Source organism: Pseudomonas sp. LBUM1653, assembly GCF_059716115.1.
The window spans coordinates 5,190,734-5,215,000 of sequence record NZ_CP166803.1 but is presented as its reverse complement, the minus strand read 5'-3'; the positions used below and the strand labels follow the sequence as shown (position 1 = coordinate 5,215,000).

The 24,267-nt window shown below is 61.7% G+C and carries 19 protein-coding genes and 2 rRNA genes (1 of these 21 running past the window's edge); 15 read left to right on the top strand and 6 right to left on the bottom strand.

Annotation, left to right across the window (positions count from 1 at the left end):
* The 7 genes from ACA054_RS23425 to qhpG form a co-directional block, all read left to right on the top strand.
* Positions 1-296, top strand: a 23S ribosomal RNA gene (locus ACA054_RS23425); it begins 2,598 nt to the left of the window's first position.
* Between the two features lie 157 nt (positions 297-453).
* A 5S ribosomal RNA gene (rrf, locus tag ACA054_RS23420) occupies positions 454-569 on the top strand.
* Positions 570-765: 196 nt separating this feature from the next.
* The gene (mrdA, locus tag ACA054_RS23415; protein WP_497686381.1) at positions 766-2,658 is read left to right on the top strand and encodes a penicillin-binding protein 2; all 1,893 of its coding nucleotides are present in this window, start codon (positions 766-768) and stop codon (positions 2,656-2,658) included.
* Between the two features lie 164 nt (positions 2,659-2,822).
* Complete coding sequence (locus tag ACA054_RS23410; RefSeq protein WP_497686380.1) at positions 2,823-4,727, top strand: sigma-54-dependent Fis family transcriptional regulator; 1,905 nt, start codon at positions 2,823-2,825, stop codon at positions 4,725-4,727.
* A complete protein-coding gene (locus ACA054_RS23405) occupies positions 4,727-6,445 on the top strand; it encodes an ABC transporter ATP-binding protein (protein ID WP_497686379.1) in 1,719 nt (572 codons plus the stop codon). Before ACA054_RS23410 ends, ACA054_RS23405 begins: the two co-directional genes overlap by 1 nt.
* A 5-nt stretch (positions 6,446-6,450) precedes the next feature.
* On the top strand, positions 6,451-7,128 hold the full coding sequence (gene qhpE, locus ACA054_RS23400) for a subtilisin-like serine protease QhpE (RefSeq protein ID WP_497686378.1): 678 nt from the start codon (positions 6,451-6,453) through the stop codon (positions 7,126-7,128).
* A complete protein-coding gene (gene qhpG / locus ACA054_RS23395; RefSeq protein ID WP_497686377.1) occupies positions 7,125-8,420 on the top strand; it encodes a flavin-dependent monooxygenase QhpG in 1,296 nt (431 codons plus the stop codon). The genes qhpE and qhpG overlap by 4 nt, the downstream gene beginning before the upstream one ends.
* Before the next feature lie 123 nt (positions 8,421-8,543).
* Here qhpG and ACA054_RS23390 read toward each other — a convergent pair whose 3' ends face one another.
* Positions 8,544-10,034, bottom strand: a complete 1,491-nt coding sequence (locus tag ACA054_RS23390) for an aldehyde dehydrogenase family protein (RefSeq protein WP_497686376.1) — start codon at positions 10,032-10,034, stop codon at positions 8,544-8,546.
* A gap of 533 nt (positions 10,035-10,567) precedes the next feature.
* Between ACA054_RS23390 and peaA the strand changes: the two genes are divergently transcribed.
* From peaA to peaD, 4 genes are all read left to right on the top strand, one after another.
* A complete protein-coding gene (gene peaA / locus ACA054_RS23385; RefSeq protein ID WP_497686375.1) occupies positions 10,568-12,148 on the top strand; it encodes a quinohemoprotein amine dehydrogenase subunit alpha in 1,581 nt (526 codons plus the stop codon).
* Positions 12,149-12,229: 81 nt separating this feature from the next.
* On the top strand, positions 12,230-13,660 hold the full coding sequence (gene peaB, locus ACA054_RS23380; RefSeq protein ID WP_497686374.1) for a quinohemoprotein amine dehydrogenase maturation protein: 1,431 nt from the start codon (positions 12,230-12,232) through the stop codon (positions 13,658-13,660).
* Position 13,661: 1 nt separating this feature from the next.
* On the top strand, positions 13,662-13,985 hold the full coding sequence (gene qhpC / locus ACA054_RS23375; protein WP_008016081.1) for a quinohemoprotein amine dehydrogenase subunit gamma: 324 nt from the start codon (positions 13,662-13,664) through the stop codon (positions 13,983-13,985).
* A 24-nt stretch (positions 13,986-14,009) separates the two neighbouring features.
* Positions 14,010-15,128 (top strand): quinohemoprotein amine dehydrogenase subunit beta, encoded by a 1,119-nt coding sequence (peaD, locus tag ACA054_RS23370; RefSeq protein ID WP_497686373.1) that lies wholly within the window; start codon positions 14,010-14,012, stop codon positions 15,126-15,128.
* A gap of 119 nt (positions 15,129-15,247) precedes the next feature.
* Here the strand turns inward: peaD and ACA054_RS23365 are convergent, their stop codons facing one another.
* Positions 15,248-15,649: a lysozyme inhibitor LprI family protein gene (locus tag ACA054_RS23365; RefSeq protein WP_497686372.1), complete on the bottom strand. Its 402-nt coding sequence runs from the start codon at positions 15,647-15,649 to the stop codon at positions 15,248-15,250.
* A 146-nt stretch (positions 15,650-15,795) separates the two neighbouring features.
* On the opposite strand from ACA054_RS23365, the gene ACA054_RS23360 reads away from it, so the two are divergent.
* Complete coding sequence (locus tag ACA054_RS23360; RefSeq protein ID WP_497686371.1) at positions 15,796-16,284, top strand: SRPBCC family protein; 489 nt, start codon at positions 15,796-15,798, stop codon at positions 16,282-16,284.
* A 295-nt stretch (positions 16,285-16,579) separates the two neighbouring features.
* Here the strand turns inward: ACA054_RS23360 and inhA are convergent, their stop codons facing one another.
* Positions 16,580-17,266, bottom strand: a complete 687-nt coding sequence (gene inhA / locus ACA054_RS23355; RefSeq protein ID WP_497686370.1) for an isonitrile hydratase — start codon at positions 17,264-17,266, stop codon at positions 16,580-16,582.
* A 90-nt stretch (positions 17,267-17,356) separates the two neighbouring features.
* Between inhA and ACA054_RS23350 the strand changes: the two genes are divergently transcribed.
* A complete protein-coding gene (locus ACA054_RS23350; protein ID WP_497686369.1) occupies positions 17,357-18,340 on the top strand; it encodes a GlxA family transcriptional regulator in 984 nt (327 codons plus the stop codon).
* Here the strand turns inward: ACA054_RS23350 and ACA054_RS23345 are convergent.
* The 3 genes from ACA054_RS23345 to ACA054_RS23335 form a co-directional block, all read right to left on the bottom strand.
* Positions 18,309-19,211: an alpha/beta fold hydrolase gene (locus ACA054_RS23345; protein WP_497686368.1), complete on the bottom strand. Its 903-nt coding sequence runs from the start codon at positions 19,209-19,211 to the stop codon at positions 18,309-18,311. The genes ACA054_RS23350 and ACA054_RS23345 overlap by 32 nt on opposite strands.
* A gap of 14 nt (positions 19,212-19,225) precedes the next feature.
* The gene (locus ACA054_RS23340) at positions 19,226-19,615 is read right to left on the bottom strand and encodes a hypothetical protein (protein WP_497686367.1); all 390 of its coding nucleotides are present in this window, start codon (positions 19,613-19,615) and stop codon (positions 19,226-19,228) included.
* Between the two features lie 339 nt (positions 19,616-19,954).
* Positions 19,955-21,781 carry a glycoside hydrolase family 15 protein gene (locus tag ACA054_RS23335; protein WP_497686366.1) on the bottom strand — a complete coding sequence of 609 codons (1,827 nt, stop codon included), beginning with the start codon at positions 21,779-21,781 and terminating at the stop codon, positions 19,955-19,957.
* A 272-nt stretch (positions 21,782-22,053) separates the two neighbouring features.
* On the opposite strand from ACA054_RS23335, the gene ACA054_RS23330 reads away from it, so the two are divergent.
* Both ACA054_RS23330 and ACA054_RS23325 read left to right on the top strand, forming a co-directional pair.
* The gene (locus tag ACA054_RS23330) at positions 22,054-23,226 is read left to right on the top strand and encodes an MFS transporter (RefSeq protein WP_497686365.1); all 1,173 of its coding nucleotides are present in this window, start codon (positions 22,054-22,056) and stop codon (positions 23,224-23,226) included.
* Between the two features lie 181 nt (positions 23,227-23,407).
* Entirely contained in the window at positions 23,408-24,142 is a 735-nt protein-coding gene (locus ACA054_RS23325) for a thioesterase II family protein (protein ID WP_497686364.1), read from the top strand.
* Positions 24,143-24,267: the final 125 nt, after the last annotated feature.

Below are 24,267 nucleotides of genomic sequence, written 5' to 3'. Positions count from 1 at the left end.
TCCCTATCTGCCGTGGACGTTTGAGATTTGAGAGGGGCTGCTCCTAGTACGAGAGGACCGGAGTGGACGAACCTCTGGTGTTCCGGTTGTCACGCCAGTGGCATTGCCGGGTAGCTATGTTCGGAATAGATAACCGCTGAAAGCATCTAAGCGGGAAACTAGCCTCAAGATGAGATCTCACTGGGACCTTGAGTCCCCTGAAGGGCCGTCGAAGACTACGACGTTGATAGGTTGGGTGTGTAAGCGCTGTGAGGCGTTGAGCTAACCAATACTAATTGCCCGTGAGGCTTGACCATATAACACCCAAGCAATTTGACTACTGAAAGAGCATCAGATTGCGGTGTGTGAAGACGAAACGAACCGAAAGTTCGAGATACTCACAAAGCACCGAAGCTATCACATACCCAATTTGCTGAAGCGAGGCCAACTGGTCACGACTCAGTACCCGAATTTCTTGACGACCATAGAGCGTTGGAACCACCTGATCCCATCCCGAACTCAGCAGTGAAACGATGCATCGCCGATGGTAGTGTGGGGTTTCCCCATGTGAGAGTAGGTCATCGTCAAGATTAAATTCCAAAACCCCTATCTGCGTATGCAGGTAGGGGTTTTGTTTTTGTTCGCAGGAAAATCTGTTCGACGTTCAACTTAAAGAAAATGACACGAAGGTCACCCGGCAGTTTTTGCTATGGTGCAGCTCGTTTTTTAACGGACTGTTTCAAGCCCAGGGATTGGCATTTTTCTTTTCAAAGAGTTGCAACAGAAATGCCCCAACCGATTCCGATCAAAGACCACGAAAAAGAGACGCGGCTGGTCAACAAGAGACTGATGGCCTGCGCCCTGTTCGTCGCCGCCATTACCTGCGCACTGGTGGTGCGCCTGTACGTCTTGCAGGTGGTGGAATTCGACTACCACTCCACGATCTCCGAAAACAACCGTGTACACGTGCTGCCGATCACGCCTACCCGTGGCCTGATCTATGACCGCAATGGCGTGGTCCTGGCGGACAATCGGCCCAGCTACAACCTGACCATCACTCGCGAACGCGCGGCCGATGTCAGTCAGGAGCTGGACGAAGTGGTCAACCTGCTGCACCTGCCAGCGGAAGACCGCACGGTGTTCGACAAGGCGATGAAACAGGCACGGCACCCGTTCGTGCCAGTGACGTTGTTCTATGAACTCAGCGAGGAGCAGATCGCGATACTGGCGGTCAACGAGTTCCGCTTGCCGGGCATCGATGTCGAGCCGCAGTTCGTGCGCCATTATCCGTTGGGCGAGCACTTCGCTCATTCGGTTGGCTACGTCGGACGGATCAACGAGAAAGAGTCCAAGGTGCTGGATACGGTCGAGTATCGAGGTGCCCAATCCATTGGCAAGACCGGGATCGAAAAATTCTACGAGTCGCAACTGCACGGCCATGTCGGTTACGAGGAAGTCGAAACCAATGCCCAGGGCCGCGTGCTGCGAGTGCTCAAGCACACGGATCCGGTGCCCGGTAAAAGCATCGTCCTGAGTCTGGACGTCAAGCTTCAGGAGGCTGCCGAACATGCCTTGGGCGATCGTCGTGGCTCGGTGGTCGCGCTTGATCCGTCGACCGGTGAAGTGCTGGCCATGGTCAGCAACCCGAGTTTCGATCCGAACCTGTTCGTCACCGGTATCAGCTCCAAGGAATATTCGACGCTACGCGATTCCATTGACCGACCGCTGTTCAACCGTGTGCTGCGCGGGCTCTACGCGCCGGGCTCGACCATCAAGCCGGAAGTCGCCATTGCCGGGCTCGACGCCGGCATCGTAACACCGCAGACCCGGGTCTTCGATCCCGGGTATTACCAACTCCCGGACTTCGATCACAAGTACCGCAACTGGAACCACAGCGGTGACGGTTGGGTGGACATGGACGCGGCGATCATGCGTTCCAACGACACCTACTTCTACGACCTTGCGCACAAACTGGGCATCGATCGGCTGCATGACTACATGTCAATGTTCGGCCTCGGGGAAAAGGTCTCTCTGGACATGTTCGAAGAGTCCGCCGGGTTGATGCCATCCCAGGCCTGGAAGCGTGCCACGCGCCGTCAGCCATGGTTCCCTGGAGAAACCGTGATCCTCGGCATCGGTCAGGGCTACATGCAGGTCACGCCGCTGCAACTGGCCCAGGCCACGGCGCTGATTGCCAACAAAGGCGTGTGGAATCGACCGCACCTGGCCAGGACCGTGGACGGTGTCGCGCCGGTGGACGAGCATCCAATGCCCAACATCCTGCTCAAGGATCCGCGCGACTGGGAGCAGGTCAACCACGGCATGCAGATGGTCATGCACGATGCCCGCGGGATTGCCCGGGCGGCAGCGGCGGGGGCGCAGTACCGTATCGCCGGCAAGAGCGGCACCGCGCAAGTGGTGGCGATCAAGCAGGGCGAGCGTTACAACCGCGAGAAAACCCGCGAGCGTAACCGCGACAATGCCTTGTTCGTCGGTTTCGCCCCGGCCGAACATCCGCAGATCGTAATTTCGGTGATGATCGAAAACGGCGAGGCCGGTGGCCGAGTCGCCGGTCCCGTGGTGCGGCAGATCATGGACGCCTGGTTACTCGACCAGGACGGTCATCTCAAACCGCAATACGCAGTGCCGAGCAAGGCACCGGGCGATCCTCACGTCTGAACCGGACTTTCTGGATCAACTGGACATGACGCTGCAGGCTGTGACCGATCCACCTGCCGGAACACAAGCGCCGTAAGGCACTTGCCATTGCCCTGACGTTAACGTAAAGATTGCGGCAGGGCGCCGTTACAAAAAGGCGCAGGGCGGACGACCCGGAGCGCTTGATGACGCTAATAAAAACAAACTCCCCCAAATTGCACCGCGAAGCCCGGCTGGCCCGGGAAAAACTGCATCTGGAAGGCGAAGTACCGGACGGCGTCCTGCGCGCGGAAATCGATGCCTCCTGGCGGCGCAGCCTCAGCCATGGCGTGCATTTCAATGCCAAGCATGAGCTGGCGCTGGAATCGAGTGCCAGCGTCGATGTGTTGCTGGCGAGCAATCGCCTGCTGATCGATGCGGCGTTACCGGCGATTGATTACCTGGCCGAACGCCAGGGCAAGGAAGGGTTGATCATCCTCGCCAACTCCGACGCCACCATCCTTGCCGTCGAAGGTCGCGCCGACCGCCTCAAGGGCAGTGGCCTGCAAGACATCACCCTCGGCGCCTGCTGGAGCGAAGCCGCGCGGGGCACCAACGCCCTCGGCACGGCACTGGTCGAAGCCCGGCCAACCCTGATCGATTGCGGCGAACACTACCTGGATCGCCTCAGTGATTTTTCCTGCACGTCGGTGCCGATCCATTGCCCCCAGGGCGATATCCTCGGCGTCCTCGACCTGACCCGCGAAGGCCCGCTGGGCCGCGCCCACGACAGCACCGCACTGCTGGCCATGGCCGTCAGCCAGATCGAGAGCCGGGTGTTCAACGCCAGCTATCCGGACGAAATCGTCCTGGCGTTCCACAGTCGTCGCCAGTACCTCGAATCGCCATGGCAGGGCCTGTTGGCGGTGAGCCTGGGCGGGCAGATCCTCGCGGTCAGCGCCCAGGCCTGTCAGTTGTTGCATGCCGAGCGTTCGGTGCTGGTCGGTCGGCGCTGCGAAGAGTTTCTCGGAGTCGATGGTCTGCAACTGTTGGCACGCCTGCATCAGGGCGGCGTCGGCAGCCTGCAGACTGCCAAAGGCGAATTCTTCTACAAAACCCTGCGCGCGCCGCAACGTTCGATCAACGTCGGCAGCCCACCACGCAGCGTCGCAAAAACCGCCAAGGCGCAACCGGACCTGGAATCCCTGGCCGGCAGCAATGCCCGTTATGCCCGTGCCCTGCGCATGGCCCGACAAGGCCTGGCCAACCAGCTGCCGGTGTTGCTGCTGGGTGAAACCGGCACCGGTAAAGAAGTCATCGCCCGCGCCCTGCACCTGGCCGGCAGCCGCTGCGACAAACCTTTCGTCGCGGTCAATTGCGCGGCGATCCCCGAAGGCCTGATCGAGTCGGAACTGTTCGGCTACCGCGAGGGCGCGTTCACCGGTTCGCGCCGCGGCGGCATGGTCGGGCGCCTGCAACAGGCCCACGGCGGCACCTTGTTTCTCGATGAAATCGGCGACATGCCGCTGGCCTTGCAGGCCCGGCTGCTGCGCGTGCTACAGGACCGCAAGGTCGCGCCATTGGGTGCCGGCGAAGAGCAGGACATCGACGTCGCGCTGATCTGCGCCACCCACCGCGACCTCAAGCGCCTGGTGGAAGACAAGCACTTTCGCGAGGACTTGTTTTACCGGGTTAACGGCATCAGCGTGATGCTCCCGGCGCTGCGCGAACGAGAGGATTTCAGTGCCCTGGTCAGCCGTCTGCTCACCAGGCTCGACGCGCCGAGCGTGGTCCTGCACGACGACCTGAGCCGTTTGCTCGACGGCTATCACTGGCCGGGCAACATCAGGCAGCTGGAGATGGTCCTGCGGACCGCGCTGGCCATGCGCGAACCGGGGGAGACCGTGCTCACTCTCGACCACTTGCCCGACAGCATGCTCGACGAGCTCAACGCCAGCGAACGGCCCCAGGCCGGCAGTATTCGGGAAAACGAACTGGAGATGATCCGCCAGTCCCTGGACAGCCACCAGGGTAACGTCTCGGCCGCTGCCGACGCCCTGGGCATCAGCCGCGCGACCCTGTATCGCAAGCTCAAACAGTTGCGCTCGTGATGCAGCGCCTGATCGTACGGCTGATCGACAGCCAAAATCCCGAGGCCCTGCAAGCGGCGTTGCGCTGGCTATACAGCTTCGTGCGCCCGCACCGCTTGGCGATTGCCGGGCTGCTGGGCCTGTCCGTCTGCGCCTCGGCGTTGGTACTGGTGCAGCCGTGGCTGACCAAGTTGCTGATCGACGATGGCCTGCTGGCGCGCAATTTCCCGATGCTGGTGCTGATCGCCGGGCTGATGATCGTCGCTGGATTGCTGGGCACGGCGTTGTCCGGGATCAATCGTTATCTGCATACGCGCTTGTCCGGGCGCATGCTGTTTGCCCTGCGCGATGATTTGTATCGGCATTTGCAGACCCTGTCGCCGAGCTTCTACGGCCAGCGACGCATCGGCGATCTGATGTCGCGTCTCGATGGCGACGTGGCGGAGATCCAGCGCTTTGCCGTGGATTCGTTGTTCTCGGCGGTGTCGAGCGTGATCGGTTTGGTGGTCGCTGTGGCGATGCTGTTGACCCTGTCGTGGAAACTGTCGTTGCTGGCGCTGGTGCTGATTCCCCTCGACGTGCTCTGGCTGCGCTGGATGCGGCGCAAGGTCGAGCGCGATGTGCGGCAGTTGCGTGAACGCTCGGCGGACATGTCGTCGTTCATGGTCGAGACGCTGCCAGTGATGAAGTTCATCCAGTCCGCCGGCCAGCAACAGCGCGAGGCGCGACGACTGGAGAGTCTCGGCCAGGGCTACATGAGCCAGTTGCTGCGCCTGCAGGTCACCGAGTTTTTCACCCAGGCCGTGCCGGGCACGCTGACCTCGCTGTCGCGCGCCTGTGCGTTCCTGATTGGTGGTTACTGGGTGGTGCAGGGCACCTGGCAGCTGGGTGCGTTGATCGCCTTTTCCACGTACCTGGGCATGGCGGTGGGGCCGGTGCAGAGTTTGCTCGGGCTCTATGTGGCGGTTCAACGGATGACCGTCAGCCTCGGGCGTGTGATGGAGCTGCGCGGCGAACAAGCGAGCGTGCTCACACCGGCCACGCCCAAGCCGATGCCGGCATCCGGCGAGCTGCGTTTCGATGACGTGCACTTCAGCCATCCCGGTCGCCCGACCACCCTGCGCGGCATCGAGGCGCGGATTCCCTACGGTTTGAAAGTCGCCCTGAGCGGCGGTTCCGGGGTCGGCAAATCGACCCTGATCGATCTGCTGCAACGCCACCACGACCCGCAGTCCGGGCGGGTGCTGCTGGGGGACGTGGATGTGCGCGAACTCGACCTGTTCGAGTTGCGTCGGCGCATAGCCGTGGTCAGTCAGGACATCGTGCTGTTTCGCGGCAGCCTGGCCGACAACCTGGCCTACGCCGTGCCGGACGCCAGCCGTGAAGCGATCGCCGAAGTTGCGCGGCTGGCACAACTCGACAGCCTGATCGCGACCTTGCCCGAGGGCCTCGACAGTCCGTTGGGGGAGCGCGGCCAGCAGTTGTCCGGCGGGCAGAAACAACGCATCGCCATCGCCCGCGCCTTGTTGCAGGACCCACTGATCCTGGTGCTCGACGAAGCCACGTCGGCAGTGGACGAAGCCACCGAGCGCGAAGTGATCGAAGCCATCGACCGGCTGTTTGCCGGGCGTACGCGCATCCTCATCAGCCATCGCCCCTCGACTCTGGCCGATGCCGATCTGCGCTTTGAATTGCTCGACGGTGTATTGATGTCGAAAACGGTGCTGCATGAAGCCTGAGCCTTATGAAACCTGAGCTGAGGATTGGCGTGGTGGACAGCGGTCACTCGACGGCGCAACGGGTGCAAGTCGTCGCCGGCCGGCGTTTTTCCCTGGTGGAAGACGGGCTCGCCGAAAGTGACCTGCGTGATGATCCGCTGGGCCATGGCAGCGCGGTGATCGAAGCCATCGGCCGGCGTGCACCCTCGGCACTGTTTTGCGTGGCGCAAGTGTTCGACCGGCGCGGGGTGACCAGCGCCTTGCAGATCGCCACGGCAATCGACTGGCTGGTGGCGCAGGACGTGCGCTTGATCAATCTGAGCCTGGGCTTGCGTCAGGATCGCAGCCTGTTGCGCAGCGCCTGCGCGGCGGCGGTGGCGCGGGGCGTGCTGTTGTGCGCATCCAGCCCGGCCCAGGGCGAAGGCGTGTTTCCGGCGAATTACCCACAGGTATTGCGGGTGACCGGCGATGCGCGCTGCGCCGAACTCGAATGGTCATGGCTCGACAGTGCCCAGGCGGATTTCGGCGCCTGCGTGCACGGCACCTATCCCGGGCAATCAGGGGCCAGCCTCGGGTGCGCGGCGTTGAGCGGGCATATTGCCGGTTTCCTGGTCGACCAGCCCGAGGCGAGCAACGAGCAGGTCATCCAGTGGCTGCGTGACAACGCCCGTTACCGTGGCCCTGAACGGCGCAGCGAAGCATGAGTGCGATTGTGGTGCTGGGTGCCGGCCCGGCCGGCGCGGCGGTGGCGCTGGGATTGCGGCGCCTGGGGTATCCGGTGACGCTGGTCTGCGAGTGGCGCCGTTTTGCCGCGCTGGAGGGCGTTTCCGTGCGGGTGCTGGAAGCGTTGCGCGGCGCGGGCCTGCATCAGGCGTTGGCGCAGGCGACACTGCCTTCGCAACGCCAGGTGAACTGGAACGGCCAGCAGCATGCGCAAAACATCGAGTTCCTGCTGGACCGCCCGGCCTTCGATCGGGGCTTGCGCGAGGACTTGCGCGCCGCGGGCGTGGCGTTGATCGAAGGTCGGGTGCTCGGCGTGCAGTCGTCGTCTTCAGGGCATCACATCCAGGTCGAGGGAGATGATGACCTGGTCGCGGAGTTTCTGGTGGAGGCGCGCGGACGTCAGGCGCCAACCCTGGGTAAAGGCTTGCGTGGGCCGGAGACGGTCAGTCTGCTCAATCGCTGGCAAGGCACACCGGGCACTACCGCCAGCGCCGTGGAAAGCCTCGCTGACGGCTGGGCCTGGATGGCGCGGCGCGCTGACGGTCAGTGCTACTGGCAATGGACAGTTGACGTGGCCAGCGCCGGGTTGCCGGGCAAGGCGCAGTTGCTCGACTACTGTCGACAGCGGCGTGGTGAATCGGCAGTGGCTCGGGCATTTTTCGGCAGTGATCCAGAGGCCGATTTACAGCTGCACGCCCGCAGTAGTACGGCGATTCTCAGCCCGCAGGTGTGCGGCGATAATTGGATTCGGGTCGGCGATGCGGCGATGGCGGTGGACCCGTTATCGGGCAATGGGATCTTTCAATCGCTGTCCTCGGCATTGCAGGCACCGACGGTGATCAACACCCTGTTGCGCAAACCCGAACGTGCAGCGCTGGCCCAACGTTTTCATCAGCAAAGGGTGGAGCAGCTGTTTCTGCGGTTCGCACGGATTGGCCGGGATTTTTATGCCGATGAGCAGCGTTGGCTTGATCAGCCATTCTGGCAGGCGCGACGGCAATGGCCGGATGCCGAGGTTGCGCATGCCGAGGCGGATTTCAATGCGCTGCGAATCGAGCGGGCGCCGGTGCTGCGTGACGGGTTTGTCGATGAGGCTGAGGTGGTGATCACGGCGGATCAGCCGTTGGGGATCTGGCATGTGCAGGGGGTGGAGTTGGCGCCTTTGGTTCGGCGGTTGTGGAGTGAGCCGGCTGAACAGGCGCTGGCCGGATTGACTGTAGAGCAGGGGAGGATGGTTCGCAGTTGGTTGTTGGGGCAAGGGTTCAAGCCCTGACATTTGTAGTGCCAGATCTGGCCTCTTCGCGAGCAGGCTCGCTCCCACAGTGATTTTGTGTCGATCAAAAATCCCCTGTGGGAGCGAGCCTGCTCGCGAAGGCGGCCTAGAGAGCGCCGAATATCAGAGCTTGATCAACACCGACTTCAACTCAGTGTAATGCTCGATCGCCGCATACCCCATCTCGCGCCCGACCCCCGACATCTTGTAGCCACCAAAGGGCAACGCCGGGTCCAGGGCGCTGTGGCAGTTGACCCACACTGAACCGGACTTGATCCGTGGAATCATCCGGTGCACCGCCGCCAGGTCATTGGACCAGATGCTCGCGCCCAGCCCATAAGGGCTGTCATTGGCCATGCGCAGCGCATCGGCTTCGTCATCGAAGGGAATCGCCACCAGCACCGGGCCGAAGATTTCTTCCTGCACCAGCGAATGCTTTTGATCGACGTCGACGATCACTGTCGGCTTGACGAAAAAGCCCGGCCCGAACTGCTCGCCACCGCAGGCGATGGTCGCGCCGCTTTCGCGGCCCTTTTCGATGTACCCGTAGACCCGCGCCTGCTGGCGCGCGGAAATCAACGGCCCCATTTCCACGCTCGGGTCCAGGCCGTTACCGAGTTTCATGGCGTTGGCGATGCCGGCGATGTCCGCCACCACATTGTCGAAATGCTTGCGCTGCACATACAGGCGCGAGCCTGCGCAGCAGACCTGGCCCTGGTTGAAGAAAATCGCGCTGGCGGCACCGGCTGCAGCGGTTTTCAGGTCGGCATCGGCCATCACGATGGTCGGTGATTTGCCGCCCAGTTCCAGGGTGACCCGGGTCATGGAATCCATGGCGATCTTGCCGATCTGCTTGCCCACGGCGGTGGAGCCGGTGAAGGTCAGCTTGTCCACGAGCGGGTTGTGAGTCAACGCGGAACCGGCGGTGATGCCGGTGCCGGTGACCACGTTGAACACGCCCTCGGGGTAACCGGCCTCAAGGACCAGCTCGGCGAGTTTCAGTGCGGTGAGCGGAGTTTCGTCGGCGGGTTTGAGTACCACGGTGCAACCGGTGGCCAGGGCCGGGCCGAGTTTCCAGCAGGCCAGCAGCAGCGGGAAGTTCCAGGCGACGATGGCGCCGACCACACCCACCGCTTCGCGGCGGATGAAACTGTGGAACTGGTCGTTGGGCATCAGGGGTGCCGATACATCAACCGTGGAGCCCTCGATCTTGGTCGCCCAACCGGCCATGTAGCGCAGGAAATCGATGGCCAGCTGCACGTCCATCACTTGCGCCACTGCCGCGCTTTTGCCGTTGTTCAGGCATTCCAGCTGCGCCAGCAGCTCGGCATCGCGCTGCATCAGGTCGGCCAGTTTCCACAAAAGGTTCTGCCGCTCCCGGGGGCGGGTGCGAGTCCAGGCCGAGTCATCGAACGCCTGCCGGGCGGCGAGCACTGCGCGGTCGACATCTTCCGGCGTGGCGCACGGCACCACGCACAGCACTTCACCCGTGGCCGGGTTGTGCAAGGGCATGGTCTGGCCGTCGGCGGCCTCGACCCAGTCGCCACCGATGAGCATGCGCGGGGCGCGCTGGATAAACGCCGAAGTGGCGGGAAGCAGGTTGGGAAGCGACATGATGAAACCTCGTCTTGTTGTGTGGCGAGGTCTTTCGCAATGGCTGTGCCAGATGCGGTTTTTTGCAGCAAGAGCCCTAGCGGACAGGCTTCCCGGCCACTTTTCGGTGCGCCTTCGCATCATCAAACGTCGCAAATTGCGACGACCTGAGACTCCTCGAACACCATTGAATAACTGTGGGAGCGAGCCTGCTCGCGATGGACGTCAACGATAACGTGGGCTGTCTGATTGGCCGCGTTGGTCAGACGTTCTTCGCGAGCAGGCTCGCTCCCACAGGAGGCGGGGCTATGTTTGTCTCAGGTTGCAACAGTTGTCGCGAAATTAAACGTGGAACGCCGATAACGCCCACGTCAAAACCCCGATCATTACCAATAACTCATTGATTAAGCTGAATATTCACAAGCTGGCACGCTCCGTGTATTGCTCATCGCAGACGTTTCTCTTGCCTCCGTCAGCGGCTTGCCGCCGGCGGCAGAAACCCAAAAAACGATAAGCCACAAAAATAAGAAAACACCGTGCGAGGTTCGACGTTGATGAAGAGAAAACTCCGTTCAGGCATGAGCGCCAGTCTGCTAGCCATCGCGGCTTGCGTGGCCCTGCATTCGCCTCACAGCCTGGCAGCCCGCGACGCCCAGACCATCCTCAAGGAAACCTGTCAGGGCTGTCACACCCCCGAGGCCGATAACGCCCTGAGCCGCATCAGCCATCAGCGCAAGACGCCGGAAGGCTGGCTGATGAGCATCGCTCGTATGCAGACCATGCACGGTTTGCAGATCAGCGATGAAGACCGCCGCACGCTGGTCAAGTACCTGGCCGACACCCAGGGCCTGGCGCCAAGCGAAACCGACGGCGTGCGTTATGCCATGGAGCGCCGGCTCAACACCGTCGAGCAGTTCGACGACCCAACCAGCCAGATGTGCGGCCGCTGCCACTCCGGTGCGCGGGTGGCCCTGCAACGACGTCCGGCCCAGGAGTGGGAGCGCCTGGTGAACTTCCACCTCGGCCAATGGCCGTCCCTGGAATACCAGGCGCTGTCCCGCGACCGTGACTGGTTCGACCAGGCTCGCAAAGAAATGGTGCCGCTGTTGGCCAAGCGCTATCCGCTGGACAACCCGGCGTGGAAAAAGTGGCTGAGCACGGCGCCCAAAAGCGAGGCACTGGTGGGTGACTGGAGCTTCAGCGGTCACTTGCCGGGCAAAGGCGAACTGGCTGGAGTGATGAGCGTGACCGCCGACGGCAGCGACACCTTCAAGGTCAGCGTCAAAGGGCAATACGCCGACGGCACGCCGTTCAACGGCGACGGCAGCGCGATTCTCTACACCGGCTACGAATGGCGCGGCAACGTCAGCATCGATGGTGTGACCATGCGCCAGGTGTTCGCCGCCCAAGGCAATGCGATGCAGGGCCGGATGTTCGAAGCTGAGCACGATGAGCGCGGTCTGGACTTCGTCGCCGCCAAACGGGGCAGCAGCCGTTTGCTGGCGGTGCAGCCGGGTTACCTGAAGGCCGGCAGCGAAAGCGAAGTCACCCTGATCGGCAGCGGCCTGAGCGGCAAGCCGAACTTCGGCAAAGGCGTGGAAGTGGTTGAAGTCGTCGAGCAGAGCCCGGAGCGAATCAAGGTCAAACTCAAGGCCGCGGCCAATGCCCAGCCGGGCTTGCGTGCGGTCACCGTCGGTGCGCTCAAAGGCCCGAGCCTGTCGGTCTACAGCAAGATCGCCCAGGTCAAGGTCGTACCGGAATTCTCGGTGGCGAGGATCGGCGAGGGCGGTGGATCGACGCCGAAAGTCCAGGGCCGTTTCGATGCCGAAGCCTGGGGCAAGGGCGCCGATGGCAAACCGTATCGCATCGGCGTGTTCCCGGCGCAGTGGAAGGTCGAGGCCTTCGACGACCGCGCCAAGGAAGACGAAGACGTCAAGTTCGCCGGCACCATGCAGGCCGACACCGGCGTATTCACCCCGGGCGATGCCGGGCCGAACCCGGCGCGCAAAATGTCCACCAACAATGCCGGCAACCTCAAGGTGATCGCCGCCGTCGACGACGCAGGGAAATCCCTGACCGGTGAAGGCCAAATGATCGTGACCGTGCAACGCTGGAACAATCCACCCATTCCTTGAGTGACCTGAACGCCAGAGCTTCAGACACTTTTTCGGAATGATTGCAGGCCCCGCAATCGGGGCTTGCACAGGAGGTTGGCAATGGGCGCTATCTTGAATCTGGTCGAACGCAACCTGCACGAAGTGCAGGTCGATGCCGACCGTATGCTGTTCCACATCCCCAGCAGTTCGCTGTTCGCCAGCGATGAACTGACGGGCACCATCATCGATACCTTGCGCGGGCCCGGTTGTTCCTCGGACGACCTGATCCAGCGCCTCGCCGCGCGTTTCAACGGCGAGGAAATCACCGAGACCCTGCGCGAACTGATGGCCCTGGAACTGGTCAGCGACGGCTCGCCGCTGACCCCGGACATCGCCACCAAGCGCGTCGAGCGCACGGCGATCAATACCGTGGTGCTCAACGTCAACACCGGCTGCAACCTGAGCTGCACCTACTGCTACAAGGAAGACCTCGACAAGCCCTCGGCCGGCAAGAAAATGGACGTCGAGACGGCGATAGCCTCGGTGGAAATGTTGCTGCGCGAATCCCCGGACGAAGAGCGTTTCACCGTGGTGTTCTTCGGCGGCGAACCGCTGAGCAATCGCAAGCTGATCGAGTACATGGTCGATTACTGTGAGAAGCGTTTTCGCGAGGCCGGCAAGTTCGTCGAATTCGTCATGACCACCAACGCTACGTTGCTCACCGAAGAGACCGTGGACTATCTCAATGCCCACCGTTTCGGACTGTCCGTCAGCATCGACGGGCCGAAAACCGTGCACGACCGCAACCGCATCACCGTGGGCGGGCAGGGTACCTACGACGTGGTGCGGCGCAAAGCCGAAATGCTGCTGTCGCGCTACAACAGCCGTCCGGTGGGCGCGCGGGTGACCCTGACCACGGGCGTCACCGACGTCGAAACCATCTGGGATCACCTGTTCAATGAACTGGGTTTCGCCGAAGTCGGTTTCGCCCCGGTGACCTCCGGCGACATCAGCAGCTTCAACCTGACCAGCGATGAACTGGTGCAGGTGTTCGCCAACATGAAGGCACTGGGTCGGCGTTACCTGGAAGCGGCACTGGAGCACCGCAACATCGGCTTCTCCAACCTGCACCAGCTGATTACCGACATCCACGAAGGCCACAAGAAAGCCCTGCCATGCGGTGCGGGCCTGAAGATGCTGGCGGTGGATCACAAGGGTGAGCTGAACCTGTGCCATCGCTTTACCGGTTCGAGTCTGCCGACTTTCGGCAACGTGCACAGCGGCGTGAAACAGGTGGAATTGAACGACTTTCTGTCCCAGCGCCTCGACCGAACCAACACCGGCTGCGAAGACTGCAATATCCGCAACCTGTGCTCCGGCGGCTGCTACCACGAAAGCTACGCCCGCTATGGCGACCCGACGCACCCGACTTATCACTACTGCGAACTGATGCGTGACTGGGTCGACTTCGGCATCGAGGTCTACACCCGGATCATGGCTCACAACCCTGCGTTCATCAGCAGCTACATCACTCCGCGCAAGGCTCACTGATATGAAACATCTCAAGGCAATCAATAACAAAGCGTTGAAGCTGGATCAGGCCGCGGATGAAAACCGCATTGAAGAAGTGGTGGCGATGAGCTCCGTGGCGGGCTGTGCCTCGACCACCGACCCGGGCTGGGAAATCGATGCGTTTGGCGGTGTGTCGTCGCTGTGCCAGCCGATGGAAGCCGACCTGTATGGCTGCTCCGACCCGTGCTGGTGGCCGGCGCAGGTGCCCGACATGATGAGCACCTACCCGGACTGGAACAAGGATGCCCAGGCGTCCAACGACAACTGGCGCAACCTCGGCACTGTCTTCCCCAAAGACAAGTGATCAGATAAGAAGAAGGATTCCAGCATGCACAGCATCAAAGCCTGCGGCCTGGCCGCTTTCGCCATCCTGAGCACCTGTTCGCTCAGTGTCCTGGCCGATGAAAACACCGCGTTGCAAGACGGTCACGAATACATGGTGACCACCAATTACCCAAACAACCTGCACGTGATCGACCTGGCCACCGACACCTTGTACAAGACCTGCCAGATGCCGGACGCCTTCGGCCCCGGTAGCGTGCAATTGTCGCCGGACCGTAAGACCGCCTACGTGCTGAACAACCACTACGCGGATGTCTACGGCGTCGAGCTGGACAGCTGCAAGCAGGTGTTCCACGCCAGCATCACGCAGAAACCGGGGGAAAAGGCGAAATCGATGTTCGCCTTCACCGTCAGCCATGACGGCAAGGAGTTGTTCACCATCGCCAACCCGACGCTGATGATGAACGATCGTTATGAAGTGCAGCAGCCACGGCTCGACGTGTACAAGACCGACGCCGGCATGGACGCCAAGCCCGTGCGCAGTTTCCCGGCGCCGCGACAGCTGACCATCATGCAGAGCGGTGACGATGGCACGCTGTATGTGGCCGGGGCGGATGTCTACAAGGTCAATGTGCAAACCGGCAAGTTCGACGTGCTGATCCCCAGCCGTCACTGGAAACGCCCGAACTACAGCGCGCCGGACGTGCTCTACGTGTGGAACCAGCAGACCTACCGGCATGATTTCTCGCTGCTCTACACCGCGGCGAAATTCAAGGACAAGAAACAGGACCCGGCGACCGCCGAATACCTCTATGGCCTGTTCAGTGTCGACCTGAAGACCGGCAAGACCGAAACCACCGACTTCGGCCCCCTGACGGAAATCTACTTCAGTGGCATGCGTTCGCCCAAGGACCCGAACCTGATGTTTGGCGTGCTCAACCGCTTGGCCAAATACGACATCAAGGAGAAGAAAATGCTCCAGGCGGCGACGCTCGATCACTCCTACTACTGCATTTCCTTCAACAAGGACGGCAGCAAGATATACCTGGCCGGTACCTTCAACGATGTGGCGATCTTCGATGCCGATAGCCTGAAACAGGTGGGCAGCATCAAGTTGCCGGGTGGGGATATGGCGATTACGACTGCGCAGATTTTTGTGCGGTAATTGCCGATGCCTTCGCGAGCAGGCTCGCTCCCACAGTTGACCGAGTTCTTTCAGTAAGAATGCGATCAAAATGTGGGAGCGAGCCAGCTCGCGAAGGGGCCCTCAAAATCACCGCAAAATCAAACCCCCGGCACCGGACACCCCAAATCCCCCTCCTGGCACTTCAGGTAAGCCTTGAACGTCTCCACCCGCGCCCTGGTCAATTCGGTCACGCAATTGCTGTAGATCAGCGGATAAACACTCCCACCCTCCACCCCGGAGGCCGAAAACTTGCACTCGGCATCGCGAAACGCAATCCACGAACGCTGCGCCCCCACCAGCAGTTTCTTGCTGTCGGGATTAACCTTCAAACGTGTGGTGATCTGCTGGTAAAGCGCATTCAACTCCTTGTCCGCCGCCGCATGCTGCTGCGCTGCACACTGGTTCATCGTGGCCTGGTCGCTGGCGTTGTCGCAGTCCAGGGCCTGGGCCAAGGGAGTGAACAGCAAAGGTGTCAGTGCCAGGAGAAAGCGTGAATACATGGAGGAGGCTCGCTGTGACAGGGGAATTTAGGGCAGTGTAGCGATGCAAAGACTGCAATTTCGACCACTTACACCGCATTGATACAACTTTCGGGCTGGACATGTGGTCTTACAGGCCTACTGTTGTTCATTACAGGAGGTGACGTATGAAACCAGTACCCAATAGTTTTGAGCGCAAAATCATGCTCAAGTCGCCGCGCTCCCATGTATGGCGAGCCTTGGTCGATGCCGAGGCGTTCGGTCAGTGGTTCGGTGTTGCGCTCGAAGGCAGGCGTTTCATCGCCGGCGAGTGGACGCAGGGGCAGGTTACCTATCCCGGTTATGAACATGTGTTGTGGAACGTGCTGGTCGAGCGGGTCGAGCCGCAGCAGTTGTTTTCGTTTCGCTGGCACCCCTATGCGGTGAACCCGAAGATCGACTACTCCCAGGAGCCCACCACGCTGGTCAAATTCGAACTGCAAGACTACGAAGACGGCACGTTGCTCAAGATTTCCGAGTCAGGTTTCGCTCACATTCCCGACATACGCCAGAAGGAGGCGTATTACATGGACAGCCGTGGCTGGGAAGAGCAAATGAACCGACTCGAACAATTCCTTGCGGAAAACTCCAAGGCCCGCGAGCGTGGGAGCGACTGACGGCAGAATTTTCGACCCTTGGTTACATCCCATCCAAGGGCTTTGGGAAGGGCAGCTATAGCGAATGTCTTACACGCGGTAACAACTATGTCGTCTGTTACAAATTGGATCCGTTGCGTATTCTGGCCCCATCCACTGATGCACAGGGAGTGCTCAGGATCATGGATGATCGGCCATTGTAAGGATACTGACGACAGGGAGTTGTAATGGTCTTGGAAGAACCCGCTTAGGCGGGTTTTTTTATGTGCGTCAGAAAAATTCTGGCTACGTGAACCGGGTTCCCGCAGCCAGTATTTCATTGCCGGTCGAGTTTCGCTGCCGCGCGCTTGGTGATTTGCGCGCGCAGTTTCAATGAACCGGCGGCACGCTGGCGAGCTTCCTCCAGTACGCTGGCGGGCGCCGTTTCCGGGCTACCCGCCTGGAATGGCGGCGCAGGTGCGTATTCCAGTTGCAGTTGCACCAGCTCAGCGGTGTCCTGGTCGAACAGCTCTGCCGCCAGGGTCAGGGCAAAATCAATGCCTGCGGTAATCCCGCCACCGGTCAGCAGATTGCCGTCGCGCACCACCCGATCCTTCACTGCAATCGCTCCCAGCGGCGCCAGCAGTTCGTGATACGCCCAGTGGGTGGTGGCGCGTTTGCCCTTGAGCAGGCCCGCCGCACCGAGCACCAGCGCACCGGTGCAGACCGACGTCACGTACCGCGCATTGGTAGCCTGGGCCTTAAGGAACGCCAGGGTTGGCTCATCCTCCATCAACGGCCCGACACCGCTGCCACCAGGGACGCAGATCACATCCAGCGCCGGGCAATCGTCGAAGGTGACGGTCGGTTTGAGCACCAGCCCGGTACTGGCGGTGATGGGCATCAGGTCCTTCCAGATCAGATGCACCTTCACGTCCGGCAGCGAGGCCAGAACGTCGTACGGGCCGGTAAGGTCGAGTTGCTGCACCTGTGGAAACAACAGAAAACCGATCTGCAAGGTCATGGTGTTTTTTCTCCTGAAGTGGGTGGACGCCTTCACTGTAGGCGCCTAGGATTTGGCGTATACGCCAATCACCCCACGAATTACGCCAACATGCCGAAAAACATTCACGTGTTCGCCTTCGCCAATGTGCAAGTGCTCGATGTCACCGGGCCGTTGCAGGTGTTTGCGTCGGCCAACGACATCGCCCGCCAGCAAGGTTCGCCGCCACCTTATGCGCCGTCGGTGATTGCAAGCAGCGGCGGGGCGGTGATGTCGTCGGCGGGCTTGGCGTTGCTGGCCGAGCCTTTGCCCGAGCAGGGTAGCGACACCTTGATCATTGCCGGGGGCTGGGGCGTCTATGCGGCGGCGCAGGACCCGTCACTGGTCAGTTGGGTGCGTGAGCACGCGGCAAAGTGCCGGCGGGTGGCATCGGTGTGCACCGGGGCGTTTTTGCTGGCGGCCAGCGGCTGGCTCGATGGCCGTCGCGTGGTCACCCACTGGACCCGTTGCGAACAGTTGGCGCAGCAACACCCGCGACTGCAGGTCGAGCCCAATCCGATCTTCATCAATGACGGTCCGGTCTGGACCTCGGCCGGCGTCACCGCCGGCATCGACCTGGCATTGGCGATGGTCGAAGCCGACCTCGGTCGCACCATGACCCTGGAAGTCGCCCGGCAACTGGTGGTGTTCCTGAAACGCCCTGGCGGCCAGTCGCAATTCAGCGTGACCCTGTCTTTGCAGAAAGAAGGCAACCGCTTCGACGAACTTCACGCCTGGATCAGCGAAAACCTCAGCAAGGATCTGGGGATTCCAACCCTGGCGATCCAGGCTGGCATGAGCGAACGCAGCTTCGTGCGCCACTACCGCGCCGACACCGGCCAGACCCCGGCCCGGGCCATCGAGCTGATCCGCGTCGAAACCGCACGGCGACTGCTCAGCGATACCGGTGTGCCCATCAAGCGGGTGGCCGTGCAATGCGGGTTCGGCAGCGAAGAAACCCTGCGCCGCAGTTTTCTGCGGGCCATGGGGGTGACGCCGCAAGCTTATCGCGAGAGGTTTTCGGTCAGTGTTGCAGCAGATCCAGTAACGCCTTGAGCGTGGCCTCGGGCGCTTCTTCGGGAATGTTGTGCCCAACGCCTGCCAGCACCCGGCGCTCGTAATATCCGGTGAAGTGCTCGCTGTCGTCATCGATCTCGGATGCCGGGCCCACGCCATCGTCGGCGCCACACAGGGAAATCGTCGGCACGCTGATCGGTGGCTGTTGGGTCAGTGCTTCTTCCATCCACTCCAGCGCCGGATCGCCGGGCGCATACATGAACCGGTGCCGATACGAGTGAACCACCACCTCGACGAAATCCGGATTGTCGAAGGCTAGCGCGCTCAACGGGTACAACTCAGGACCCTTGGTCCAGGTCGGCGACCACAGTTTCCAGAGTAATTCACACAGGGATCGGCGATTTTCCGTCAGGCCGACGACGCCGCGTGGAGTGTGGAAATAGTACTGATACCAGAGGCGATGCTCGGTTTCCGGGTCCCGTGGCCGGGTCGAACGAGGAATGTCCTGCAGGTTGTAGCCATCACCCGTCACCAGGCAGCGCACCCGTTCCGGCCACAACGCCGCCACGATACACGCCGCCCGACCGCCCCAGTCGTAACCACAAAGGGCCGCTTGCGGGATGCAAAGGGCGTCCATCAGATCGAGCAAATCCTGGGTGAGGGCGGCTTGCTGACCGGAGCGCAGGGTGTCGGGGCTGTTGAAACGGGTCGGGCCATAGCCGCGCAGGTAGGGGACGATCACGCGGTAGCCCTTGGCCGCGAGGGGCGGGACGATCTCGTCGTACGCGCGGGGCGAGTAGGGGAAGCCGTGAAGCAGGATCACCGGGTCACCGGTGGTGGGGCCGTGTTCCTCGTAGGCGAGGTTCAGGCTGGGAGTGCGGGCATACTGGATCAGCGCGTGATTACTCATTCGTCAGCTATCTCCTAGGACTCAACTTCCGCTATTTGGTTGAAATACTTCGTCCGATCCGGGGTAAACGTCACCACCATTTTCGTGCGTGCACAGGTCAGCACCCGTTCTTCGCCCAGATCCACATCCAGATCCTCCCCGCGCAAGCCCTGCCATTGGGCGAGGTACTTGAGGGATCCGTATTTCTCCAGTTTTTTCAGGCTGCGGCTGACGCCACCTTTCCAGCCCAGCACCGGCAGTTCGCCGGCGAGGCATTGCTGGGCGAGGTCGGGGAAGCGGGCGGCGCGCTGGCGGCCGACTTCCCAGCATTTGATCAGGCCCTTGTCGTGGGCTTCCCACAGTTCGTTGCGGTTCAGGCCGGTTCGAAGGGGGAGGTCGATGCTGCGATGGATGCGTTGGGTCATTCTTTTTCCTTGAATTCGGGTTTTGTTGGACAGCTCCGCTGTGCCCGTTGATTGGGGATGTTAGGTGGGGATGTAATGCCTGGCAACAGGGTATTTCCGGGTGTTTTGTTTAAAAAATGTAGGACTTTGGCCTGCATTGGACCTTCGACAAGCGGGCTTTTGTGGCGAGGGGATTTATCCCCGTGCGGCTGCGCAGCAGTCGTGAAACCATTCAGGCACGGTGTATCTGACGGATCGCAATCAAAGGTTTTGGGGCTGCTTCGCAGCCCAGCGGGGATAAATCCCCTCGCCACAAAAGCTCCGAGCCACAGGGGATAGGTGGTATCTGATAGATCACACTCACGGCTGCCAGTTACTCTTCTCCCCACTCAATTTCCGATCCAGGAAACACGCCGCGCTGATCAACGCCAGGTGCGTCAGCGCCTGTGGCGTGTTGCCCATGTGCCGCGCCCGGCTGTCGAATTCTTCGGCGTACAGCCCCAGCGGGTTGGCGTATCGCAACAGTTGTTCGAATTCCAGATGAGCCTTTTCCACCTGGCCGGCGCGGGCCAGGCATTCGACGTACCAGAATGAGCAGGCGGCGAATGCGCCTTCGGTGCCGGGCAGGCCGTCGATGTGCTGATCGTCATTGTGGTAGCGGTAGACCATGCCGTCGCGCACCAGGTTTTTCTCGATGGCACCGAGGGTAGCGAGCCAGCGCGGGTCCTTGGCGCTGACGAAGCGCACCAGCGGCATCAACAGCATCGAACCGTCGAGGCCGGTGCCGCCGATGTGCTGCACGAAGTGCCCGCGTTCTTCGTTCCAGAAGTTTTCCCAGATGTCGGTGTAGATCTCCTGGCGAGTCTGGTCCCAGCGGGCGAACGGCGCGGGTAACGAGCGTTTCGAGGCGAGACGGATTGCCCGGTCCAGGGCGACCCAGCACATCAGTCGCGAGTGCAGGAAGTGGTGCTGTTCACCGCGCATTTCCCAGATTCCGACGTCCTCCTGCTGCCAGGTTTCGCACACCTGATCGACCACTTCCACGGTGTGCTTCCAGCCTTCGTGGGAAATGGCTTCGCCGTACTTGTTGACCAGGTACACCGCGTCCAGCAGTTCGCCGAATATATCGAGTTGGACCTGCGCATACGCCTGGTTGCCAATGCGCACGGGCGTGGCGCCGCCGTGGCCGGACAGGTGCGAGAGTTCGATTTCCGGCAGTTCCTGGCGACCGTCGATGCCATACAGGATATTGAGTTTCATCGGTTGGCCGCGACAGTCGCTGACGCGCCCGCGCAACCAGCGCATATAAGCGTTGGCCTCTTCGGTGAAACCCAGGCGCATGAAGGCATAGACGGTGAACGATGCGTCGCGGATCCAGGTGTAGCGGTAATCCCAGTTGCGTTCGCCGCCGATGGTTTCGGGCAGGCCAAAGGTCGCCGCGGCGAGGATTGCGCCATGTTTGCGCGAGGTCAGCAGCTTCATGGCCAGGGCCGAGCGGTTGACCATTTCCCGCCAGCGGCCACGGTAATTGGACTGGCCGATCCAGTCGCGCCAGAACTTCAGCGTGCGTGCCAGGCACAGTGTGGCCGCCCCTTCCTTGAAGCGCGGATCGTCGATGGCGCCCAGCAGGAACTCGGCGGTCTGGTCCTGTTCGAGGGTGAACTCGGCGACGGCTGCTTGCCCGTCAACGCGCAATAGCTGGTCCGCCGCCAGACGCAGGGACGGCTGATTGGCGGCTTCGAAGATCACGTCCTGTTTATCCAGGCGGGCGAGGGTGCGGGCTCGAGCGTAGTCGTGGCGCACGGCGCAGCGCAGGTGAAACGTCGCTTGGCCGCTGACCACCCGGACCCGACGCATCAGCACTGGCAGGTTGTCTTCGGTGTCGCCGATGGGCAGCAGGTCGGTGATTTCCACCACGGCACGATCACTGAGCCAGCGGGTTTGCAGCACGTTGGTGTCGGGTAGGTAGATTTGCTCGCGGCGAGCGTCCGGCAAGTCCGGGGACAGCTGGAAGATTCCGGCTTCGGGCGTGTCCAGCAGCGAACAGAAAATCGACGGGCTGTCGAATTCCGGCCAGCAGAAAAAATCCACGCTGCCCTTGTCATTGACCAGCGCGGCGCTGCGCATGTCGCCGATGATGCCGTGGGCGTCGATGGGGCTTTGGCGTTCGGGGTGATGGTCGGGCATTGTCGCGGGGCTCCGGGTTGCATCGAGGTCCTAAATAGCTGACTGGTTTGAGCGGATGAGAGTTCATTCGTCTGGAATGGCAAGGTGGTTTGCCGGCCTCTTCGTCGGAACGCAGCCCGGAGCCGGCTCGCTCCCACACTTGACCTGTGTACACCGTCCATTGTGGGAGCGAGCCTGCTCGCGAATGGGCCTTCACATTCAACCAACAATTCGGCCCTTTCCCAGCTATCAGCCTTATGGCAACTTGCAGGCCCTTATCGAGGCCGGACCCCATGGCAAACCCCTACCGCGAGCTGTTCAAAGCCCCTGGCGCCCGAGCTTTCGTGCTGGCCGGGATGATCGCGCGCATGCCGATTTCCATGACCGGCATCGGCCTGATCACCATGCTTTCGCAGTTGCAGGGCGGCTACGGCCTGGCCGGGGCGGTGGCGGCGACCTTTGCCCTGGCCACCGCATTTTGTGCGCCACAGGTGTCGCGGCTGGTGGATCGGTTTGGCCAGCGCCGCATCCTGCCGGTGTCGGCGCTGATCGGCGGGGGGGCGTTGTTGCTGGTGTTGCTCTGCACCCGTTTGCAGGTGCCGAACTGGACGTTGTTCGTGTTCGCCGCGATAGCCGGTTGCATGCCGAGTATGTCGGCGATGGTCCGGGCGCGCTGGACCGAGTTGTATCGCGGCCAGCCGCAACTGCAAACCGCCTATGCCCTGGAGTCGGTGCTGGACGAAGTCTGCTTTATCGTCGGGCCACCACTGTCGGTGGGGTTATGCGTGGTGGCGTTCCCCGAGGCCGGGCCGTTGGCGGCGTTGCTGATGCTGGCGATCGGGGTCACGGCCTTCGTGTTGCAACGCAGCACCGAGCCGCCGGTGCACCCCCATGAGGAACACCATCAAGGCTCGATCATCCGCTCCCGCGACATTCAGTGGCTGATGCTGCTAATGGTCGCCATGGGCACCATCGTCGGCGTGATCGATGTGGTCAGCGTGGCCTTCGCCCAGCAGCAGGGGCAACCTGCCGCGGCAAGCATTGTGCTGTCGGTGTACGCCATCGGCTCGTGCCTGGCCGGATTGGCGTTCGGCGCGCTGCGCTCGAAAGTGCCATTGCCGCGACTGTTTCTCTACGGTGGGGTCGCGACGGCGGTGACGACTTTGCCGCTGTTGCTGGCGGTGAACATTCTCGGGTTGTCCTTGGCGGTCTTCGTCGCCGGGCTGTTTTTTGCGCCGACTCTGATTGTTGCGATGGCGCTGGTGGAGCAGATCGTGCCGCCGGCCAAACTCACTGAAGGCCTGACCTGGCTGGTGACCGGGTTGAGCATCGGCGTGGCGATCGGTGCGGCGGGTTCGGGGTGGATGGTGGATGCGTTCGGGGCGCGCAGCGGGTTTTGGCTGGCGATTGCGGCGGGTGCGGTCGTCCTCGGTTCCGCGATCCAAAGCTATCGCTATCTGAAATGAAGATCTAACTGTAGGAGCGAGCATGCTCGCGATGGACGCATGGACGACACGGGCTGTCTGATGCCCCGCGTTATCGTTGACGTCCTTCGCGAGCATGCTCGCTCCTACAGGGTTATCCGCACGACTAATTCTCTGCGTACTTCATCCGTTCTCCTTACAGACAACTTTCGAGGTAAGCCCGGTGACCCAGCTGACTTTGCTGTGCCTGCCCTATTCTGGCGCGAGTGCCATGGTCTATAGCCGCTGGCGGCGCAAGCTGCCGGAGTGGATCAAGCTGCAGCCCGTGGAGCTGCCTGGGCGGGGTGCGCGCTTCGGCGAACCCTTGCACACCGACATGCGCCGCTTGGCGCTGCAACTGGCGCAGGAACAAAACACCACGCTCAAGGCGCCGTATGCCTTGTTCGGCCATAGCCTCGGCGCGTTGCTCGCTTGTGAAATGGCCCATGCGTTTCGCTCGCTCGGCTGCCCTGAACCCGTGGCGCTGTTTGCCTCGGGCACGGCCGCGCCGACAATGCGCGCGGACTACGACCGGGGATTTGCCGAGCCCAAATCTGATGCCGAGCTGATCGAGCAATTACGCAGCCTGAACGGCACCAGTGAAGAAGTGCTGGCCAATCAAGAGCTGATGAGCCTGACACTGCCGATCCTGCGTGCCGACTTCCAGTTGTGCGGGCGTTTCGAGCCGCTGCAGCGGCCGTTGCTCAAATGCCCGGTGCACGTGCTCGGCGGCAAGGCCGACCGCGCCACCAGCGAGCAGTTGATCGGCTGGCGCAAGGAAACCCACGGCAGCTTTTCCGTGGACATGCTGGCCGGCGGGCATTTCTTTATCCATGAGCATGAGGCCAAGGTGCTCAAGGTGATCAAGGATCAGCTGGAGGCTCACCATCGTCGGCATGCGATGGCCGCTGTGGGTTAAGCCAATCTCAAACATCACCTCATCCCCTGTGGGAGCGAGCCTGCTCGCGAAAGCGGTGGGTCAGCCAACATCGATGTTGAATGATTGACCGCATTCGCGAGCAGGCTCGCTCCCACAATAATTTT

Excerpts from the sequence above, each read along its gene's own strand:
- mrdA (WP_497686381.1), top strand. The coding sequence starts at position 766 with ATGCCCCAACCGATTCCGATCAAAGACCACGAAAAAGAGACGCGGCTG.
- ACA054_RS23410 (WP_497686380.1), top strand. The coding sequence starts at position 2,823 with ATGACGCTAATAAAAACAAACTCCCCCAAATTGCACCGCGAAGCCCGG.
- ACA054_RS23405 (WP_497686379.1), top strand. The coding sequence starts at position 4,727 with ATGCAGCGCCTGATCGTACGGCTGATCGACAGCCAAAATCCCGAGGCC.
- qhpE (WP_497686378.1), top strand. The coding sequence starts at position 6,451 with ATGAAACCTGAGCTGAGGATTGGCGTGGTGGACAGCGGTCACTCGACG.
- qhpG (WP_497686377.1), top strand. The coding sequence starts at position 7,125 with ATGAGTGCGATTGTGGTGCTGGGTGCCGGCCCGGCCGGCGCGGCGGTG.
- ACA054_RS23390 (WP_497686376.1), bottom strand. The coding sequence starts at position 10,034 with ATGTCGCTTCCCAACCTGCTTCCCGCCACTTCGGCGTTTATCCAGCGC.
- peaA (WP_497686375.1), top strand. The coding sequence starts at position 10,568 with ATGAAGAGAAAACTCCGTTCAGGCATGAGCGCCAGTCTGCTAGCCATC.
- peaB (WP_497686374.1), top strand. The coding sequence starts at position 12,230 with ATGGGCGCTATCTTGAATCTGGTCGAACGCAACCTGCACGAAGTGCAG.
- qhpC (WP_008016081.1), top strand. The coding sequence starts at position 13,662 with ATGAAACATCTCAAGGCAATCAATAACAAAGCGTTGAAGCTGGATCAG.
- peaD (WP_497686373.1), top strand. The coding sequence starts at position 14,010 with ATGCACAGCATCAAAGCCTGCGGCCTGGCCGCTTTCGCCATCCTGAGC.
- ACA054_RS23365 (WP_497686372.1), bottom strand. The coding sequence starts at position 15,649 with ATGTATTCACGCTTTCTCCTGGCACTGACACCTTTGCTGTTCACTCCC.
- ACA054_RS23360 (WP_497686371.1), top strand. The coding sequence starts at position 15,796 with ATGAAACCAGTACCCAATAGTTTTGAGCGCAAAATCATGCTCAAGTCG.
- inhA (WP_497686370.1), bottom strand. The coding sequence starts at position 17,266 with ATGACCTTGCAGATCGGTTTTCTGTTGTTTCCACAGGTGCAGCAACTC.
- ACA054_RS23350 (WP_497686369.1), top strand. The coding sequence starts at position 17,357 with ATGCCGAAAAACATTCACGTGTTCGCCTTCGCCAATGTGCAAGTGCTC.
- ACA054_RS23345 (WP_497686368.1), bottom strand. The coding sequence starts at position 19,211 with ATGAGTAATCACGCGCTGATCCAGTATGCCCGCACTCCCAGCCTGAAC.
- ACA054_RS23340 (WP_497686367.1), bottom strand. The coding sequence starts at position 19,615 with ATGACCCAACGCATCCATCGCAGCATCGACCTCCCCCTTCGAACCGGC.
- ACA054_RS23335 (WP_497686366.1), bottom strand. The coding sequence starts at position 21,781 with ATGCCCGACCATCACCCCGAACGCCAAAGCCCCATCGACGCCCACGGC.
- ACA054_RS23330 (WP_497686365.1), top strand. The coding sequence starts at position 22,054 with ATGGCAAACCCCTACCGCGAGCTGTTCAAAGCCCCTGGCGCCCGAGCT.